This is a genomic window from Deinococcus sp. KSM4-11 (genome assembly GCF_004801415.1).
GTDB lineage: Bacteria > Deinococcota > Deinococci > Deinococcales > Deinococcaceae > Deinococcus.
In genome coordinates this window covers 15,728-33,992 of the sequence record NZ_SSNX01000003.1, presented here as the reverse complement: position 1 = coordinate 33,992, position 18,265 = coordinate 15,728, and the positions used below count along the sequence as shown (strand labels likewise).

12 protein-coding genes are annotated in these 18,265 nt (G+C 70.8%); 9 read left to right on the top strand and 3 right to left on the bottom strand.

Features of this window, described 5'->3' with window-relative positions; translation table 11 throughout:
* Positions 1–3 precede the first annotated feature (3 nt).
* Positions 4–1,539: an NAD(P)/FAD-dependent oxidoreductase gene (locus tag E7T09_RS09985; RefSeq protein WP_136389057.1), complete on the bottom strand. Its 1,536-nt coding sequence runs from the start codon at positions 1,537–1,539 to the stop codon at positions 4–6.
* A 118-nt stretch (positions 1,540–1,657) separates the two neighbouring features.
* Here E7T09_RS09985 and E7T09_RS09980 point away from each other — a divergent pair, with 118 nt between their 5' ends.
* Both E7T09_RS09980 and E7T09_RS09975 read left to right on the top strand, forming a co-directional pair.
* The gene (locus E7T09_RS09980; RefSeq protein WP_136389056.1) at positions 1,658–2,107 is read left to right on the top strand and encodes a GNAT family N-acetyltransferase; all 450 of its coding nucleotides are present in this window, start codon (positions 1,658–1,660) and stop codon (positions 2,105–2,107) included.
* Positions 2,108–2,150: 43 nt separating this feature from the next.
* Positions 2,151–2,393: a hypothetical protein gene (locus tag E7T09_RS09975; protein WP_136389055.1), complete on the top strand. Its 243-nt coding sequence runs from the start codon at positions 2,151–2,153 to the stop codon at positions 2,391–2,393.
* Between the two features lie 154 nt (positions 2,394–2,547).
* On the opposite strand, the gene E7T09_RS09970 is transcribed toward E7T09_RS09975, so the two are convergent.
* Positions 2,548–3,135: a GNAT family N-acetyltransferase gene (locus E7T09_RS09970; RefSeq protein WP_136389054.1), complete on the bottom strand. Its 588-nt coding sequence runs from the start codon at positions 3,133–3,135 to the stop codon at positions 2,548–2,550.
* Complete coding sequence (locus E7T09_RS09965) at positions 3,132–3,554, bottom strand: ketosteroid isomerase-related protein (RefSeq protein WP_136389053.1); 423 nt, start codon at positions 3,552–3,554, stop codon at positions 3,132–3,134. The genes E7T09_RS09970 and E7T09_RS09965 overlap by 4 nt, the downstream gene beginning before the upstream one ends.
* Positions 3,555–3,782: 228 nt before the next feature.
* On the opposite strand from E7T09_RS09965, the gene E7T09_RS09960 reads away from it, so the two are divergent.
* From E7T09_RS09960 to E7T09_RS09930, 7 genes are all read left to right on the top strand, one after another.
* Complete coding sequence (locus E7T09_RS09960; protein ID WP_240741732.1) at positions 3,783–5,114, top strand: hypothetical protein; 1,332 nt, start codon at positions 3,783–3,785, stop codon at positions 5,112–5,114.
* 66 nt (positions 5,115–5,180) lie between these two features.
* Positions 5,181–6,227 (top strand): A/G-specific adenine glycosylase, encoded by a 1,047-nt coding sequence (locus E7T09_RS09955; RefSeq protein WP_136389052.1) that lies wholly within the window; start codon positions 5,181–5,183, stop codon positions 6,225–6,227.
* Between the two features lie 102 nt (positions 6,228–6,329).
* Complete coding sequence (locus E7T09_RS09950) at positions 6,330–7,160, top strand: isoprenyl transferase (protein WP_136389051.1); 831 nt, start codon at positions 6,330–6,332, stop codon at positions 7,158–7,160.
* A gap of 360 nt (positions 7,161–7,520) precedes the next feature.
* Positions 7,521–8,012, top strand: a complete 492-nt coding sequence (locus tag E7T09_RS09945; RefSeq protein WP_136389050.1) for a hypothetical protein — start codon at positions 7,521–7,523, stop codon at positions 8,010–8,012.
* 79 nt (positions 8,013–8,091) lie between these two features.
* Entirely contained in the window at positions 8,092–10,410 is a 2,319-nt protein-coding gene (locus tag E7T09_RS22440; protein ID WP_136389049.1) for a hypothetical protein, read from the top strand.
* 152 nt (positions 10,411–10,562) lie between these two features.
* Positions 10,563–13,343, top strand: coding sequence for a DUF11 domain-containing protein (locus tag E7T09_RS09935; protein ID WP_240741731.1), 2,781 nt, complete (start codon positions 10,563–10,565; stop codon positions 13,341–13,343).
* Positions 13,344–13,350: 7 nt separating this feature from the next.
* Positions 13,351–18,243: a DUF11 domain-containing protein gene (locus tag E7T09_RS09930; protein ID WP_136389048.1), complete on the top strand. Its 4,893-nt coding sequence runs from the start codon at positions 13,351–13,353 to the stop codon at positions 18,241–18,243.
* Positions 18,244–18,265: the final 22 nt, after the last annotated feature.

The following is an 18,265-nucleotide window of genomic DNA, read 5'->3' as shown; positions in this document are numbered from 1 at the left end:
GCCTCAGCGCCACCGCCGGCGCGTCAGATCCTTCACGAGCACATGCGCGGCGTTGCGGCCACTCGCGCCCATGATGCCGCCGCCGGGATGCGTGCTCGCCCCGGTCAGGTACAGGCCCTTCACGCCCGGCCAGCGGTATCCACTGGCTTTCATCCACGGGCGGAAGGAGAACATCTGGTCGAAGCTCATCTCCAGGTGCATGACGTTGCCCCGGTGCAGCCCGAGGTTCGTTTCGAGCCACTGGGGCGTCTGCACCAGTTCGCCCACGATGGTGTCGCGGGTGCCGGGCGCGTAGTGCTCGAAGGCGTTCAGGATGTTCTCGCGGGCCTCAGCGGTTCGTGTGTCCCACGAGCCGCTGGACAGTTCGTAGGGGTAGTACTGCGCCCACAGCCACAGCGCCTCCCCGCCCGGCGGGGCCAGCGAGTCGTCCACGGCAGAAAAACTCATGGCGATCAGGGGCGGGTCGCTGGTCGGTTCGCCCGCCAGGTACTGCCCGTAGCCCGTCATGAGCTGCTGCTCGCTTCTGATCAGCAGGCCCAGGCCCACGCGGCTGTCGGGCTCGGTGTGGTTCCGGTACCTGACCTTCTCGCTCAGCGCGAGGCGCAGCACCATGCCGAAGCCGTTGCCCACCCGCACCTGCCGCGCGGCGGCCGGAACGTACTCCTCCGGCAGCGCGCCGGCCGTGGTCAGGATGTGCGCGCCGGACACGACCGCGCGGGCCGTGTACGTATCGCCGTTCTCCAGCCGGACGCCCTGCGCCTTTCCGTCCCTGACCAGGATGTCCTTCACGGGGGCGTTCACGAACACCTGCCCGCCGTCGGCCTCCACGGCGCGTTTCAGGGCCTGCGTCAGGCCGCCGCTGCCGCCCTTGGGCCGGGCGACCCCGCCCTCGTGGTACAGCGGATGCCACAGCAGAAAAGGCGCACTCAGCGGATCGGTCGGCGGTGGGCCGCTCTGCGCGGCCATCCACACCAGCGGGGCACGCACCCGCTCGTCCGTGAAGTACTCCCGTGCCACGTCCCCGTAGGGACGCAGAATCCGGGGCAACTGCTCCATCCAGTCCTTGCCCCGGCCGCTGCTGACCACCATCTTGCCCATGTCGAGCGGCCCGGGCGCGGCGTTGAACAGGTCGGCCACGGCCCGCGCGAACGGCGTCCAGTCGTCCAGGAAGCGCGTGTACGCCTCACCCTGGCCGGGAAACAGGGCCTCCAGTTCCCGCGCCGTCCGGGCCGCATCCCGGTGGATGAACCACGGCGTTTCCCCATCCGACGCGTGAAACATCGGATCGACCTCCAGGTAGTGCAGGCCGTGGCGGGTCAGTTCCAGCTCGCGCACCACCGGAGTCATGCGGATCAGGATGTGCGCGCTGCCGCCGTAATCGAAGCGGTAGCCGGGCACGAGTTCCTCGGTGCTCACGGCGCCGCCCACGATGTGCCGGCGCTCGAACACGCCGACCTTCAGGCCCGCCTTCGCGGCGTAGGCGGCCGTGACCAGAGCGTTGTGGCCCGCGCCCATCACGATCACGTCAAAATCCGGCATCGGGTCAGTGTGTCACGAACCCCAGGAATCAGATGGTCTGGAAGCCCCCGAACTGCTGGTCTTGAAACCTGAGCCAGAACGCCGATGCGCCCGGCGGCCCGCCGGGAGAGGATGAAGCATGACGACCTTCACCATCCGCCGCCTTGGCCCCGGCGATGAGGCCGCGCTGGCGTGGGTTGCCCGTGACGAGACGGACTTCACGGGCGAGGAGCCCACCCCGCCCCTGAATGCTGGGAACGCCCACGCGTATCTTGCCGATCCGCAGGTCTGGCACTGGCATGCCGAGGACGCGCAGGGGCGGCCGGTGGGGTTCCTGATGGCCTACGTACACCGCAACCGGCATGGGGAGGGCCGCCACGTGATGTTCGAGGAGATCGGCGTGCGTGAAGCGTGGCGGCGGCGTGGCGTGGGGCGCGCGCTGGTCGGGGCGCTCCACGCGCAGATGCGCGCCGAGGCCATCTCGCTGGTGTGGGTGCTGGCCGACAATGACGTGGCGCAGACCTTCTACGAGGACGCCGGCTACGAGGTCACCGAGCTTCAGGGCGTGATGCTGGAACGGGAGGTCTGAGGCCGTGAGGTTCGCGTAAGACTCCGGGGGGTACGCTCCCCCCATGTTCGGTCGCCGCGTTCCGCCCCACATCGTGTTCGCCTTCAGTGCGATCCTGGCTGTGCTGTGCGCGGTCGGGGCCGTCCTTGCCGTGCTGGCGCACGGCTGGGTGTGGGTGGCCGTGGCCGGCGTGATGGCCGTGTGGTTCGCGGTGGACGCCGTGCGCTCGTACGGCTGGGCACAGAACAAGAAGGCGCTCGACGCCGAGAAGGCCGCGCGCAAAGCGCAGAACCACCCGCAGCGCTGAGCCACGACATGGAGGGCGGCCAGGACATTCTCGTCCAGGGCCGCCCTCCGTATCGTGTGCGCTCCGGATTCCGTCTGCTTTGCGCTGGTACGCGCCGGTCAGCAGGTCGCATCTGCCTGAAAGGCAGCGGCTTCATGCGCTCGTGCGGCCGGGTTCAGCCGTGCCGGATCCAGTAGCGCATGGGTTTGGGCGTCTCGTGGTCGTCGCCGACATCCGGCCAGCTCAGGGTGGTCGTCAGGTCCGGCCGCTCGACATACCTGCGTGCGGCCCAGAAGGCGTTCAGGCTGCGGTACGGACTCGGGCGTGCCGGGTGATCCTCCGGGCGCTGCACGGCGCAGAAGGCGGTGGTGGGCAGGCCCAGCGTTCGGGCATGTTCCTCACGCCGGTCGAAGAAAGTGTGGCCCAGCCCCCGGCCCCGGTACTCGGCCCGCAGCACGCTCTCGCCCAGGTACAGGATGCGGGCGGGATCGAACTCCGGGGCGTGCAGCGGGGCCCGCAGGGCCGGGATCTCGTTCACGAGCGGCAGGGCGGTGCTCGCGCCCACGACTTCACCGCCGTCGCGCGCGAGGACGATCAGGGCGTCCGGCGTGTCCAGCAGCGGCCTCAGGTACGTTTCCTCGTACTCGGCGCTGCCAGCGTACAGGTACGGGAACGCGCGGAACACCTCGATCCTCAGCCGGGCCAGGGCCGGGATGAACGGCGCGAGGTCAGGGCCGCTGACGGTCGTGACGCTCAGGTTCAAGTGTCGGCCTGCCCCACTGCCACCTGCCGCGTCCACGCGGCGAGGTTGTAGTAGTTCGTGACCCGCGCGATCTTCCCGCCGCGGACGTCGAAGAAGGCCCCGACCGGCAGCGCGTACGTCTGCCCGTGCGCGTCCGGCAGGCCGTCGTCGGTGCGCAGGTACGTGCCGTGGATCGTGAACTCGGCGGCGGCGCGCGTCCCGTCCCCGCTGGCCATCACGACCAGATCCTCGGCCTGCTCGCGGTAGTGGGTGTCCATGTGCGCCAGGAAAGCGCGGAACGCCTCCATTCCGTGCTGGGTCTCGCCCTCGTTGATGTCGTGGCGGACGTCCTCGGTCAGCAGCGCCAGCATCCCGGCGGCGTCCTGGGTGTTGAAGGCGGCGTAGTACGCGCGCACGAGGCTGACGGTGGCGTCGGTCATGCCCGGCAGGATAGCGGCCAGCAGGGATCGGCCGCGCAACGTGACCTCAGTTCCCGTTCATGATCGGTGGCATGATGGAGGGCGAGTTCCTGACAGTCTGGGGGGAAGGGTGCGTACCGCGGGCTTCCCGCCTTGACACGCCCGGCATTCTGCTACTTTAGGGACTAATTACATGCCCCAACGCCGCTGGAGGGCATTCCGGCGCGCTGACAATGGAGGAACGCCCGCGTGAAATCAAAGCGCTACATGATCACCCGCCCCTGCCTGCAGGAAGGCAGCCTCAGCCTCCTGAAATACCTGGAATCCACATTTCCCACCAGCGGCCCCGCCGTGTTCGTGGACGACAGGGGTGATGAACACGCGGTGCAGATCGACCGCGAGCGCATGGAAGTCCGCGGCCTGGGAGCGCTGTACCACGCCCAGAACCTGAACGTGAACGACGTCCTCATGATCACCAGCCTGTCGCCGTCGCGGTATCAGGTCGAGGCGATCGTCAAGCCGCACGCCCCGCCACTCCCGCAGCGCCGCGAGAACGGCACGCCCACCGAGACCCGGCGGGTCGTGGTGTCGTCCACGCCCCACGTCCGCGAGATCCGCATGCAGGAAGTGCGCGTCCCGCCCGTCACGCCGGTGCGTCCGGGCGAGGCCACCGAGGCGGGCGATGCCCGTCCGGAAACCGGGCGCGCCGAGACTGCGCCCAGCCCGGTCACCCGCGCCGAACCCGTCCGTCCGGAGGCCAGCGCTGGCCGCGCCGGCCCGGAACCCGAGCGCAAGGCCGCCCCGCAGGCCTCCCGCCGGGTGGACGTGCGCTTCCCCGAGACCGCGCCGCTCCCCACGCCCAACGGGCCGCAGCCCACGGCGGGTCGCGCGGCCCGCACGTCCACCACCCTGCCGACCGGTGTGGACGACCAGCTGAGCGAACTGGCCCGCCTGACCGGCTACCACACGGACGACCTGGGCAGCGGCGTCATGCGCCTCAAGGCGGATCTGGGCGCCCACGCATACTCGGTGATGATTGCCAGCACGCCCGCCGCCGTGCAGACCCCCGCGTGGCAGGCAGTGGCCGATTACCGCCTGCAACTGTGCGGCGAGTCTGAGCGGCCCGACGGCCCGCCCCGCCTGACACGCGAGGCGCTCTCGGCCCTGATCGAGCACGCCCGCCTGGCCCCGCTGTCCCCCGTGGATCTGCGCGGCTACTGGAAGGCAGGCAGCATGGACATGGAATCCGCCGCGAGCATCTCGGAGCTGGTGAGCGCGTACATCGCGCAGCGTGGCACCTTCAGCTCGGTGCTGCTGGCGCTGGCCCAGCAGCCGGCCAACTCGGTCACGACCGTGCAGCGGCTCGCGGAGCGCCTGGGCAGCGGCGTGAACTTCGCGGAGCTGGGCAGCATCCTCGAGACCCTGTCCCGCGCGCCCTTCCAGGCCCTGCAACCGCTGCCCGGCGGCCAGTACCTGCTGCGCGTCGGGGTGGGCGACCTGCTCACGGATCTGGCCGATTATGCCGATGGCGTGCGCCGCCGGGTGCGGGTGCCGGCCCGTCGCGACCAGGTGGTCGTCTGATCGACCGGCACTGAAAGCGCGTTCCTGAGCACCTTCCAAGCGTCACCGCGTCCCTAGACTGGCGCGGTGATCGTCCTTCCGCCCTCCGAGGTTCCGACCCTGCGTGCCGCGCTGCTCACGTGGTTCGACGCGCGCGGCCGGGAGCTGCCGTGGCGTCAGGGCGTGGAGGGCCGGCGGGATCCCTACCGCGTGTGGATCGCGGAGATCCTGCTCCAGCAGACGCAGGTCGTGCGTGGACGGGTGTACTACGACCGTTTCCTGACGGCGTTCCCGGACGTGCACGCGCTGGCGGCTGCGCCCGAGGCGGCCGTCCTGAAGGCCTGGGAGGGCTGCGGGTATTACGCCCGGGCCCGCAACCTGCGCCGCGCCGCGCAGCTCGTGGCCGCACAGGGCTTTCCGGAGACCTACGTGGGCTGGCTGGCCCTGCCGGGCGTAGGGCCGTACACGGCGGCGGCCATCGCCAGCCTGGCGTACGGCGGGGCTCGCGCCGTGAACGACGGGAATGTCCGGCGGGTGCTGGCGCGCCTGTATGGCGAGGCGGTTCCCACGGAGCCCTGGGTGCAGGCCCGCGCGGACGCGCTGCTCGACCCGGTGCGGCCCGGCGCGTGGAACGAGGCGGTCATGGATCTGGGCGCCACCGTCTGCACGCCCAGATCACCCCGGTGCGGGGCGTGCCCGCTGGCGCTGTGGTGCGCCGCGCGGGCCAGCGGGCAGCCGGACGCCTTTCCCGCTCCGAAAGTGCGCGCGGCCGTGCAGGACGTGCAGGCGGTCGCCGTGCTGATCGGCGATGAGAAGGACGCCGTGCTGGAGGAGCGCGCCGGCACACTCCTCGGCGGCCTGATGGGCCTGCCGACGGACGCCCTGGCCGACGGAGGGGACGCCGTGGCCGTCCTAACGCGCCTGTGCGCGCGGCTGCAGGCCCGGCCGGGGCCGCTGCTGGGGCAGGTGACCCACACCATGACGCACCGCCGCGTGACCCTGTACGTCTACCGGGCCCACTCGGCCGCCGAGCGCACCTCCGTCGCCCAGGCCGCCCTGTCCCGCCTGGATCAGAAAGCGCTCGCCCTGGGCCGCGCCCGGCAGGACTCGCTGTTCGCGGAGGAGGTCGAGTGAACCTGACCCCTGACCTCCGTTCCACTGAAGAATGGAACGCGCTCCCTTATGAGTCCAAAGGGGGATGCGCGCCGGGCCAGAGGGGGTAGACTGACCCCGCTTATGACCAGGAACCCCGTGAAAGCAGCGGTTCGGACGCTGCAGAAGACGCGGACGGCGGCGCGCGGTGCCCTGCTGTGGGGCTACGAGCAGAGGCTGGCGCGCGAGGTGGCCGCGCACGGCAAGCTGCCCCGGCACCTGGGCCTGATCCTCGACGGCAACCGGCGGTACGCGCGCGCGGCGGGCATCCAGCGGGAACTCGGGCACTCCTTCGGGGCCGACAAGGCGCACGAGGTGCTCCAGTGGTGCCTGGAACTGGGCATCCCGGCCGCGACCATCTGGGTGCTGTCCACCGACAACGCCAGCCGCGATCCCGAGGAGATCACGCACATCCTCAGCCTGCTGGAAAAGGAGGCGCGCAACCTCGCCACGGATCCGCGCATCCATGCGAACGGGGTGCGCGTGCGGGCCATCGGGCAGCACGACCAGTTTCCGCCCACCGTCCTGGCCGCCCTGCGCGAGCTGGAGGAGAAGACCGCGCACTACCAGGGCATGCGGCTGAACATCGCGGTCGGGTACGGCGGGCGCGAGGAGATCGTGGACGCCGTGAAGGCGCACCTGCTGAGCGAGGTGCAGGCGGGCGCGTCGCTTGGCGAGGTCGCGCGGGCCCTGCAGCCGGAGCACATCAGCGCGCACCTGTACATGGCCGACACGCCGGACCCGGATTTCATCATCCGCACCAGCGGCGAGATCCGGCTCTCGGGCTTCATGCTGTGGCAGAGCGTGTACTCCGAGTACTACTTCTGCGACGTGTACTGGCCGGGCTTCCGCCGCGTGGATTTCCTGCGCGCCCTGCGGGACTTCCAGGGCCGCGACCGCCGCTTCGGCAAGTAGGCCAGTCCGTCGGCGCCGATCCTTCCCATTGGGTGGATGGATCGGCACTCTGATGAGTCCAGCCTTAAGCGGCCTTCATAAATGGCGGTCAAGCGCAGGGGCGCCCATCCCCCACCGGGGGCATCGGACGCCCCTGCTGCGGCGTGGCCTGCTCCACCAAATCCTGAATATCCCGACAATGTAAAGGATTTCATGATCGCCCACGGATGAGGGAACGGAGCCGGGTGCTGGCCAGCCGCCCGGACTTGCACCGGGTGTAAGCCGGTCGTAAGACGCGGATTTCTAGGCTCCTGGCGTGCACCCAGCCCGCCTCGCCCGTCTTCACGCGCGCCGCCCCGCTCTCCGGAGGTTCGATTCCCGATGAAACGCCGCATCCTTGCCCTTGCCCTGCTCTCCAGCGGCGCCCTTGCCCAGGGGACCGAGCCCCTGACCCTGAACCTCGTGATGTCACTGGTCAGGAGCGTCACCCTGAACGGCAAGGTCACCGAGCAGACCGTCGCGAATCCCCGCAGCGTGTTCCCCGGCGACGTGATCAGTCAGGTCATCACGGTGAAGAACAACACCGGCCGCGCGATCCAGAACGTGCCGGTGAAACTGCCGGTGCCCACCACCACCACGTACCTCACGGCCGAGCAGGGGCTGAACGTCGCCCGCACGGAGTACTCCATCGACGGCGGCAAGACCTTCGCGGCCGCCCCCCTGATGAAGACCGTGACCGTGACCGAGAACGGCAAGAGCGTCACCAGGCAGGTCGAGGTCAAACCCAGCGAGTACACCGCCGTGCGCTGGGTGCTGAGTGAACTGCCCGCCGGCCAGAGCATCAAGCTCGGCTACCGCGTGCAGGTCAAGTAACCAGCAGTCCGGCGCCAGACGAGCACTCCCACCGCGTTTCCGCCCCCACATGGGGCTGCACCTCCAGGAGGAACACCAAGTGAAAGCCACCCCCACCATTCTGGCCCTCATGACCGCGCTGGCCGTCGGTAGCGCCAGCGCCGCCACGACCAACACCACGGCCGGGCAGATCATCACCAACCAGGCGACCGCGACCTTCACGGATCCGACCTCCTCCACCGGCGCGGCGGCCACGCCCATCGTGTCGAACAAGGTCGAGACGGTCGTGCTGCCTAAGCCCAGCTTCGACATCCAGTACGCCGACGGCAGCGCCGACAACACCACCGCGACCACGCCCGCCGCCAGCTACGACAAGACCGGTGTGCTGCCCGGCGCGACCGTCACGACCGCCTACGTCGTCGTGAACACCGGCAACGTGAACGGCTACGTCGTGAATCTCGCCTCCGACAGCACCGGCGGCAACGCCCCGCAGCAGGTGAAGTACTACCTGGACGCCAACAACGACGGCGTGCCGGACTCCGGCACCCCCGTCACCTCGGTCACGCTCAGCGCCGACAACCCCGGGACGCCCGCCGACGAGGGCGTGGTCCGGATCCTGCAGGTCATCACCGTGGCCACTTCGGCCGCCACCGGCGCGCAGTACTCGGCCAGCCCGGCCGGCAGCGCCCCCGCCGGCAGCGTGTCCGTGACCGATTCGTCCGGCACCACCACCACCTACCCCTACGCGGCCCTGACCGAGGCGCAGGCCAACTCCGGTTCCAGCAACGGCGACCTGCAGTACACGCGCGTCACCGTGTTCACCCCCACCGTCACCGCCGGGCCCTACGACGCCGATCCCGCCACGGCCGGCCAGCAGGCTCCCACCAGCACCGTCGTGGTGCCGCCCTCGGCCAGCACCACCATCGACCCGAACAACCCCACCTCGGCCCCCGGAACGCCCAGCAGCCCCAGCGATCCCACGCAGCCCGGCTACACCGATCCGGCCGTGCCCGCCAGCACCGGCTCCACCGCCATCACCGTGGTCGGCAACGTGCAGACCGCGTACCCGCCCGCCGACACCAACGCGGCGCCGGACGTCGTGAACTTCAAGAACAGCGTGACCACGCCCAGCGGCGCACCCGCCGACACCGTGAACCTGTTCCCGCTCGACCCCAGCAAGAACGTCGGCGATGCCGGCTACGGCGCGCCCTACGGCACCAACAACGGCGACGGCTCCTTCACTCTGCCCGACGGCACCATCATGAAATTCCTGAACGCCGACGGCACCGCCGCCACCCTGGTCACCTCGCCCGTTGACGGCAAGGCCTACCCCGTCGTGACGGTCGCGGCGGGCGGCGGCACGGTCGGGTACATCACGCAGGTCACTTACCCCGACTCGAACAGCCTGGCGAACCCCACGCCGATCACGGTCGTGGTGGGCGTGGATTCCGGCAACGACTACAACCTGGTCGCCGATGCCAGCACCACCGACAGGATCCTGCCGCCCGCCCTGCAGTTCGGGGACAGCGACGGCACCCAGACGCCGCCCACCGCGAACGCCAGCGCGACCCCCACCGAGACCGTCACCCCCGGCACCGCCGCGAGCAGCGGCGCTCCCACCGCCGGGGTCACCACCGACTCCTCGGCCGTGTTCCCCATGGACGTCGCCAACCCCGGCGAGTACGCCGACACCTACACCCTGTCCGGCAGCGTGACGGTGCCGCTGTCCGACGGCACCAGCGCCACGGTCAGCGTCAAATACGTGACCGCCGCCGGCACCGCCCTGCCCAAGAACAGCGCCGGGCAGTACATCACCCCGGTCGTGGACGCCAACACCGAGTACAAGGTGTACGCGGTCGTCGATCTTCCCGCCAACGCCAAGCTCACGCTGCCCGGCTCGCCGCTGCTGGTGGCGCAGACCGCGACCAGCAACTACAGCAACATCACCCTGACCGACACCAACGACCGTATCCTGGTCGGCGCGATCGGCGGCATCACCGTGAACAAGTACCAGGCCGTGGGCGCCGCGCCCACGCAGAACGCCGCCGGCCAGACCACCAAGAGCGCCCTGCCCGGCGACACCATCTACTACGCGATCGTGGCCAGCAACTCGTACAACTCGGCCATCAAGAACTTCGTGCTGAGCGACGCGGCGGGCGGCAACACGAACGTGTACTCCTTCTCGACCTTCAAGGCGGCCAGCGTCACCCTGACCGGCTTCCCCGCCAGCGCCAAGGTCATGTACCGCCTGAACGGCACCGGCAGCTTCAGCATCAGCGTGCCCGCCGCCGGCAGCGTGACCAGCGGTGTGGAAGTCGCCATCGATACCGACGGGGACGGCCTGCTGGAACCCACCACGGACGACCTTTTCCCGTCCGGCGGCACCATCACCCTGAACATCCAGGCCCAGGTCAAGTAAGCCTCTTCCCGGCGCGCCCCGCACCAGTCGGGGCGCGCCGACCTCACCACTTCTTCCTGTTCGGCTTTTGCTTCTCCCACAACAACAGATTCTGTTTGTTTCTGCGCGTTTTCCCTCACCTCGCCCGGTTCCACCGTTCCAAGGAGTTCCCCGTGAGCCTGTTCCGCCTCCCCCTGCTGCGCACCGTCCTGGCCACCTTGGCGTTCCCGGCCCTGGCGGGCGCGCTGGGCACCCCGGCGGGCACCAGCATCAGCAACCAGGCCACCACGACCTTCACCGCGCCGCAGACCGAGCAGCCCATGCAGGTGAGCAGCAATGCGGTGGTCACGACCGTGCAGGCCGTGTGCGCCGTGAGCGTGTCTCCGGACGGGACGGTCGCGCAGCCGTCGCGGCTGGTGTCTGTGCGGGCCGGCGAGACCGCCCTCTTCCCGTACACGGTGGTGAACGCCGGGAACGCGGCGCAGACCTTCGCGCTGCGGGCCACGCTGGAGACTGGCAGCGTTGCCGCGCCCACCCTGCGCGCCGTGCTCGACCGCAACGGCAACGGGCAGGTCGATGCGGGTGAACCGGACGTCACAGCCGTCACCCTGGATGCGGACGCCAGCGCCGCCGTGCTGCTGGTCGCGGCGTCGGGCACCGTGCCGGGCGATGCCTGGGTGAACCTCAGCGCCGGGTGCCCTGGCGGACAGGCCGACGCGGACAACGTGGCGCAGCTGCACGTCGGGCCGCCCCCGGCGTTGAGCGTGAGCAAGACCTTCACGCCCGCCGTCCTGAGCCCCGGCCGCGAGACGGCTGTGGCGCTGCGCGCCGTGAACGGGGGCGCGGGCGACAGCCGGCCCCTGACCCTGAGTGACGACCTGAGCGCGCAGGCGGCGGCGGGCCTGATCTTCGTTCCGGGGAGCGCCAGCGCCAGCGGCGGCACGCTGGAATACAGCGCGGACGGCCAGACCTGGACAGCGGGTGAGCCCGGCCGGGTGCTGGGCGTGCGCGTGCGCGTGGACAGCCTCGCGGCGGGGGCCACGCTGCGGCTCGACTTCCGCATGCAGGCCCAGGACGCCGCCGAGAACCATGTGATTCCCAACACCGCCACCCTGGATGGCAAAGACGCCTCGCTGAGCGCCACCGCCAGTGCGGACGTGCACTACCTGCCGGGCGTGGCGCTCGGCCCGGTCGGGAACGCGGCCGCCCCGGAACTCGGCCCGGCGGACCAGCAGACGCGGCCGCTCGCGGCGGTCGGGCAGACCGTGTGCTTCGACCACACGCTGCTGAACACCGGCGACGTGCGCGACGCCTACACCCTGGGTGTGGCCGCCCCGAACGCAACCGCCATGCTGCTCACGGAGACCGGCGCACCCCTGGCGCAGCCGCTGTGGCTCGATCCCGGCCAGAGCGCGGCCGTGCGCGTGTGCTACGTCCTCACGCAGGCGGGCCCGCTGGAGGCCGTGGTCACCGCGACCGGCGCGCGCGGCCCGCAGAACGCCACCCGTGACGTCGTCGTGCGGGTCGAGGGCCAGTTGCCGGAGCTCGTGAAGTCGGCCGTGGCGACCACCACGGCCACTGATGGCACCCCCGTCACCATTCCCGAGGGCGGCACGGTCACGCTGGACGACACCATCACCTACACCCTCTCGGTGCACAACCCGTACGCGCAGACCCTGAACCAGGTGCTCATCCGTGACGCGGTGCCCGCCCACCTGGATGTCACCGACGCGGGCGGCGGCACCCTGAGCGGCATAGGCGGCCAGCAGGACATCACCTGGACGCTCCCCACGCTGGCCCCCGGCGAGACGCGCGCCGTGACCTTCGGCACCCGCGTGAGCGCGCGCGCCATCGACGGCGAGTCGCTGCTGAACACCTTCAGCTTCGCCAGCCAGGAACTGCCCGGCCCGCTGACCAGCAACGAGGTGCACACCGCCGTGTGGTCGGCGAAACTGGTGATCGGCAAGACCGTCAGCGCGAAGGAAGCCACCTACGGCGACCTGCTCACGTACACCCTGCAGATCACCAACGCCTCGACCACCACCGACATCCACGACGCCGTGATCACCGACGCGCCGGTGGCCGGGCTGGAGTACGTGCAGGGCAGCAGCGCGCTGGACAGTGCCGCACTGGCCGATCCGGATACCAGCGGCGGCACGCTGCGCTGGACCGCCTCGACCCTGAAGGCCGGTCAGACCGTGAGCCTCACCTACCGCATGCGCGTCACGCCCGCCGCCAAGGGCGACCTCGTGAACGTCGTGGAGGTCACGGGCACCGGGGGTGGCGGCACGGCCCGCGCGGTCGCCAGCAACCGGGCCACGGCGGTCACCAAGCTGAACCTGCTGCGCTTCGCGCCCCTCTCGGACATCACCGGCACTGTCTACGTGGACCGCAACCGCAATGGCCGCTACGATGCTTTGCTCGATACCCCGGTGCCCCGCGCCCGCATCCTGCTCGCCGGGGGGCGGCAGGCCATCACCGACGACCTGGGCCGTTATTCCTTCCTGAACGTCGCCAACGGCACTCAGGCCCTGCGCCTCGACCCGAACACCACGCCGTACCCGCCGCTGCACGTGCCGCGCGACGGCGGCCTGAGCGGTACGCAGACCGTGAACGTCGCGGGCCTGACCGGCGTGGACTTCCCGCTCGCCCCGCTGGGCGGCGACATCGCGGCGCTGCGCCGCACGACGCTGCGCATGGGCGACGTGAGCGTCGAGAAGACCGTGTACGCCACGGAGGGCGGCTACGTCGTGACCTTAAGACTCGTCACCCCTGATCCCCTGGTGGACGCGAAACTGCTCGATCCCCTCCCAGAGGGAGCCGCGCTGAAAGACGGTGGAAATACTTACGCCGGTACAGTGCCCGCGGGTGGAACCACCCTGACGTACTCGTTCACCTGGAGCGGTGATCCGCGCGCGGCCACCACCGACCCGACCCTGACCTGGAGCCCCTGACCCCGACATGACTGCCGATCCCGTCCGCCTCGCCACTGCCCTGACCGCCCTGCTGGCGGCCGGGGCCAGTGCCGGTGCCCAGGGCATCAGCGCGCAGGGAGCCGGCTCGACCACGCTGCCCCTGACCAGCGTCGGCAAGCCGCTGATGTGGTCGGTCGGCGACCAGCAACTGCGGCTGGACGTACCGGTGAGTGGGCGCGTGCGGCTGGAACTGTACTCGCCGCGCCTCGATCCGGCCGATTACCGCGCGGACACCTATTACGGCGACGAACGCTACCTGCCCGCCGAGACGGTCACGACGACCTTCACGCTGTACGACGGGCAGGATCACGAGGTGCTCTCGCAGACCTTCACGCCGGGCACGCAGGACTGGGAGACGCTGCTCGATCAGGCCCTCCCGGCCGGGCACTACCGCCTGCAGGCGACCACGCAGGGCCACGCGAAGAACACCTTCGCCGTGCGCCTGGGCGGTGTCAGTGCCGTGCTCAGCGCCGACACGCTCACCGTGAACGTCCACTCGCGCCAGTGGGTGCCCGCCCTGCAGGTCAGCCTGGACGGCCAGCCATACGTGCTGCGCATGTACGACGGCGACGGGCCCGAGGAACTCGAAGCCCGGCTGCGCGGCAGCGACGGCAAACTCTACCCCTTGCCGGTCAGCGCCGACCTGAACGAACTCGACCTGCCGCTGCCCATGCAGGCCGGCGGGTACACGCTCGAACTGCGGCAGCCGGCCGGCGCGCAGCAGTTCAGCAACACGGTCAGTTTCCGCCTGACCCGCGCCGGGCAGCCCACGCCCATCACCGTGGGCCGCGTGGACAGCCGGGGCACGCTGAAGGTCACGGCCCAGCTGGTGCTGCCGGACGGGGTGCAGCCCACCCGCGCGGACGTGCTGGTCGGGCAGGTGCCTACCCATGTGGACGCCTCCATGACGCAGGCGGTGCCCGCCGGCCACTACTCGCTGACGCCCGTGGCCGTGCCCGGCGCGCAGGTGGATCTGGCTCCCGGCGTGGATGTTCCCGAGGGCGGGCAGGGTGACGTGACCGTGCAGGTGCGGCCGCAGGTGCAGCTGAACCTCACGGCCGACAAGGCCCAGGTGTGTCCGGGCGACACGGTGACCGTCACCGCCCGCGCCGCTACCGACTTCCAGGGAGAGCTGCCACTCGACCTGAGGGTCGAGGCGCCCGGCCTGGACGTGCATACCACCCAGTCCGTCCAGGGCACCCTGAAGGCCGGTGCGCCGGGCGAGCTGGTCGTGACCGGTACCGCGAACCAGGCCGGGCCGCTGAAGGTCACGGCCGTCCTGGCCGGCTGGAACCAGACGCGGGAGGTGGCGGTCGAGGTGCGCCCCGACGTGACCAGCCTGCGCCTGCAGCGCACACCCCTGGGCACCGCGACGGTCGGCGACGTGGTGCCCGTCAGCGTGACCGTCACCAACACCGCCAGCACGCCCGTGCCCTTCCTGCTGCACGACCAGCCGGGCGCGGGCCTGGAGGCGCAGGGCGCCACCGACCTGGACGGCACGCTGGCGCCCGGTGAGACCCGCACCCTGAGCTACCCCGCGCGCGTGATGCAGCCGGGCGACCTGAGCGCCGAGGCGTCCCTGGTCAGCGAGGGCTGCGACGCCACCCAGACCGTCCACGCGACCCTGACCGCCCAGCCGGCGCCCCTCATACCACCCCCCGTTCCGGTCGCGCCTGCCCCAGCCCCCGATCCGGTGGAACCCGTGGCCGATCCCATCACGGTGGCTCTGCCCGCTCCCGCGCCCGCGCAGGCCCTGCCCGCCGTCGAGCGCGTGAGCAGCGTCACGCTGCCCTTCGACGCGCCGGGACAGGCCCGTGAGCTGGTGGTCGCGCAGGCCCTCCCCGACGGCGCGACGCTCGTGGCGGGCAGCAGCCGCCTGGACGGGCAGGTCATCGCGGATCCGGTGCGTGGCCCCAGCGGCGTGGCGTACTGGACGCTGCCGCAGCGCAGCGCTGCGAAGGCCACGGTGCGCGGCGCCGTCACCTACGATCTGCAGCACACCGGGGCGCTGGGCGCCCTGCCCGCGCCCGCCCTGCTGGCCCGCTATGCCGGAGACCGCAGCGAGGTGCTGATGGGCCACCTCGACGCGGACGACCTGAAGGCCGCGTCGCCCCAGGCCGCCGCCGAGACCGCCACGGAGAACAGCGGCGCCATCAAGCAGCCGCTGAGTGGCAGCCTGATCCGCGTGCGCGACCGCATCGCCGTAGTCGTCGAGCAGGGCGCGGGCCAGAACGCGGCCCTGACCATCAACGGCGTGGTCGTCGGCAGCGACCGCATCGGCGAGATCACCGAGGACGGCGTGCGCGGCGTGACCCGCGTCACCTACGTCGGCGTGCCCCTCAAACCCGGCCCGAACACCCTGCAACTCGGGACGGACATCGTCACCGTGAACCTCGCCGGGCCGACCGCCCAGTTGCAGGTCATGCCGGAGCAGCTCAGCGCGGACGGCAGCACGCCCCTGCGCGTGCGGTTCAAGGCGCTGGACGCCTACGGGAATTCCAGCGCGCAGACCAGCGTGAGCCTGCGCAGCAACCTCGACATCCTCTCGCCGGATGCGGCGCCCGGCGAGAGCGGCCACCAGCTCAAACTCGTGAACGGCGAGGGCGTGCTGGATCTCCAGCCGCAGGCCGGCCCCACCACCCTGAAACTCGATGTTCTGGAGGGCGGTAAGGTGCAGCCGTACAGCTTCGAGGTGCGCCCGGACGCCAGCCGTGTGGGCGTGGGCATGGCCAGCGTCACCGTGGGCTTCGACGGGCAGTTCAGCGTGGCCGACGACGTGAAATGGCAGGCCCGCGCCTCCTATGAAGGCCCGTTGGGCGTCGGCAAACTCTACGTGGCCGCCGACAAGGACGGCCTGCCCACGGACCGCGACACCCTGCAACGCAACGCCCTGTCCGGGGATCAGAGCGCCGAGAGCGTGCCCCTGCAGGGCCTCGATCCCGTGGCGCTCACCTACGACCACCCGGACTTCCGCGTGGACTACCGACAGAGCAGCGTGCCGGTCGACGTGCTGCCGGTAAATGAGCAGCTCACGGCCCTGACCGCCTCCAGCAAGGGCGACACGCGCGTGTCCGGCTTCGTGGCGATGGTGCCCGAGAACCGGATCACCGATCAGAAGCTCGTCCCGGAAGGCACCCGCCTGCTGAGGTTGCCCACCGGTGGCGTCGAGGATGGCAGCGAGACCCTGACCCTGCTCACCACCGAGCACGGCAGTGGCAAGGAACTGCGCCGCGCGACCCTGCGCCGCAACATCGATTACCTGCTCGACGTCCGCACCGGGATCATCACGCTGGCCCGCGCCCTCGACCCGGTCGACGCCGACCTGAACGACGTGGTGGTGGTCGTCAGTTACCGCCTGCAGAGCGCGCTGACCAACCGCAAACTGGCCGCCGGCGCGCAGGTGAAGTACACCGCCCGGCAGTACTCGGTCGGCGCGGCGGCTGTGCGCCTGGATGACACCGTGACCCTGGGCGCTCGGGCCACCTACGACGACGGCACGCTGCGCGCCGACGGCCTGATCGCGTATTCCGGGGGCCTGCAGGCCAGCCTGGATGCCGGGGCGAAACTCGGGGCGAGCAGCAGCGTGGCCGCCCGTATCCGCTACCAGGACGCCAGTTATCACGGCCTCGCCCCCCTCACGCCGGGTCTGACGGTCGGGGTGGACGCCACCAGCAAGGTCAGCGCGAACCTCACGGCCAGCGCGCAGGCCGAGTACCACGACACGGGCAGCGGCGCGGCCCGCGCCCAGGGGGGCAGCGTCACCGCCCATGCCGACTACCAGCTCGCGCCGTTCAGCGTCGGGGCCGGACTCAAGAGCGCCTTCGGGGATGACCACGGCCTGGCCGCCGTGGTCAGCGCCGGGTACCACCACGCGCCGATCGACGTGGACATCACGCACAGCCAGCCGCTGGGCGGGGCAGGCGGCACCCTCGATCCCACCACCACCGTCACCACCCGCTACGCCCTGACGGACAAGGTCACGCTGGGCCTCACGGATCAGCTGAACTGGCGCACCGGGAACACGGCCTCCCTGACGGTCGATTCCACGCTGGGCGCCACGAATTACGCCGCCGCGTACGACCTGCCGGGCAGCGGCGGACAGGGCAACCGCGCCCGGTTCGGCGTGACCACCACCCTGCCGCTGGGCGAGCGGCTCTCGGCGGGCCTGCGCGGCTCGGCCACCTACGACCTGAACCACCAGCAGGGTGAAGTGGGGGCGGGCGCCGACCTGCACTACAAGGCCGAGGGCGTGGTCGCCACCACTGGCACGGATCTCACCCTCGGCGCCAAGGGCTTCGGGGTGGTGCTGCGCGGCGGCGTGAGCGGCAGCCTGAGCGATCAGCTGACCCTGACGGCCGACGGCCTGGTGGAGTTCGGCGCGGGCAAGAACGGCGCGCGCGCGGCCCTGGGGTACGCCTACCGCAGCGCCACGTTCAACTCGCTGGGCACCGTGCGCTATGTCAGCGGCACCCTGGCGGGCGGCGCGCCGGAATTCAGCAGCACCCTCTCGGCCGAGTACCGGCAGGCGAACTGGGCGGTGCGCGGCGGTCTGGACACACGCACGCTGCTCAGCGATCCCGGCAGTTTCACCGTTCAGGGCAGCGTGGGCGGCACGTACTACGTCACCGATTACTTCGGCGTGGGCGCGTGGGGCCGCGCCATCACCCAGCCGGGCAGTGGGCAGAGCCAGTACGGCCTGGGCCTGGAAGCCAGCGTCCGTGCGCTGCCCGGCACCTGGGTCACGGCGGGCTACAACCCGGTGGGCTTCGACGGCCTGGGCAACACCTACACCCGGCGGGGTGCGTACCTGCGCGTGGACCTCACCCTGGACGACTCGCTGCTGGGCGGCAGTCCGGCCGAAGCGGGCCCCACCCACTGACCGCAGCACTCCGGTTCCCGGT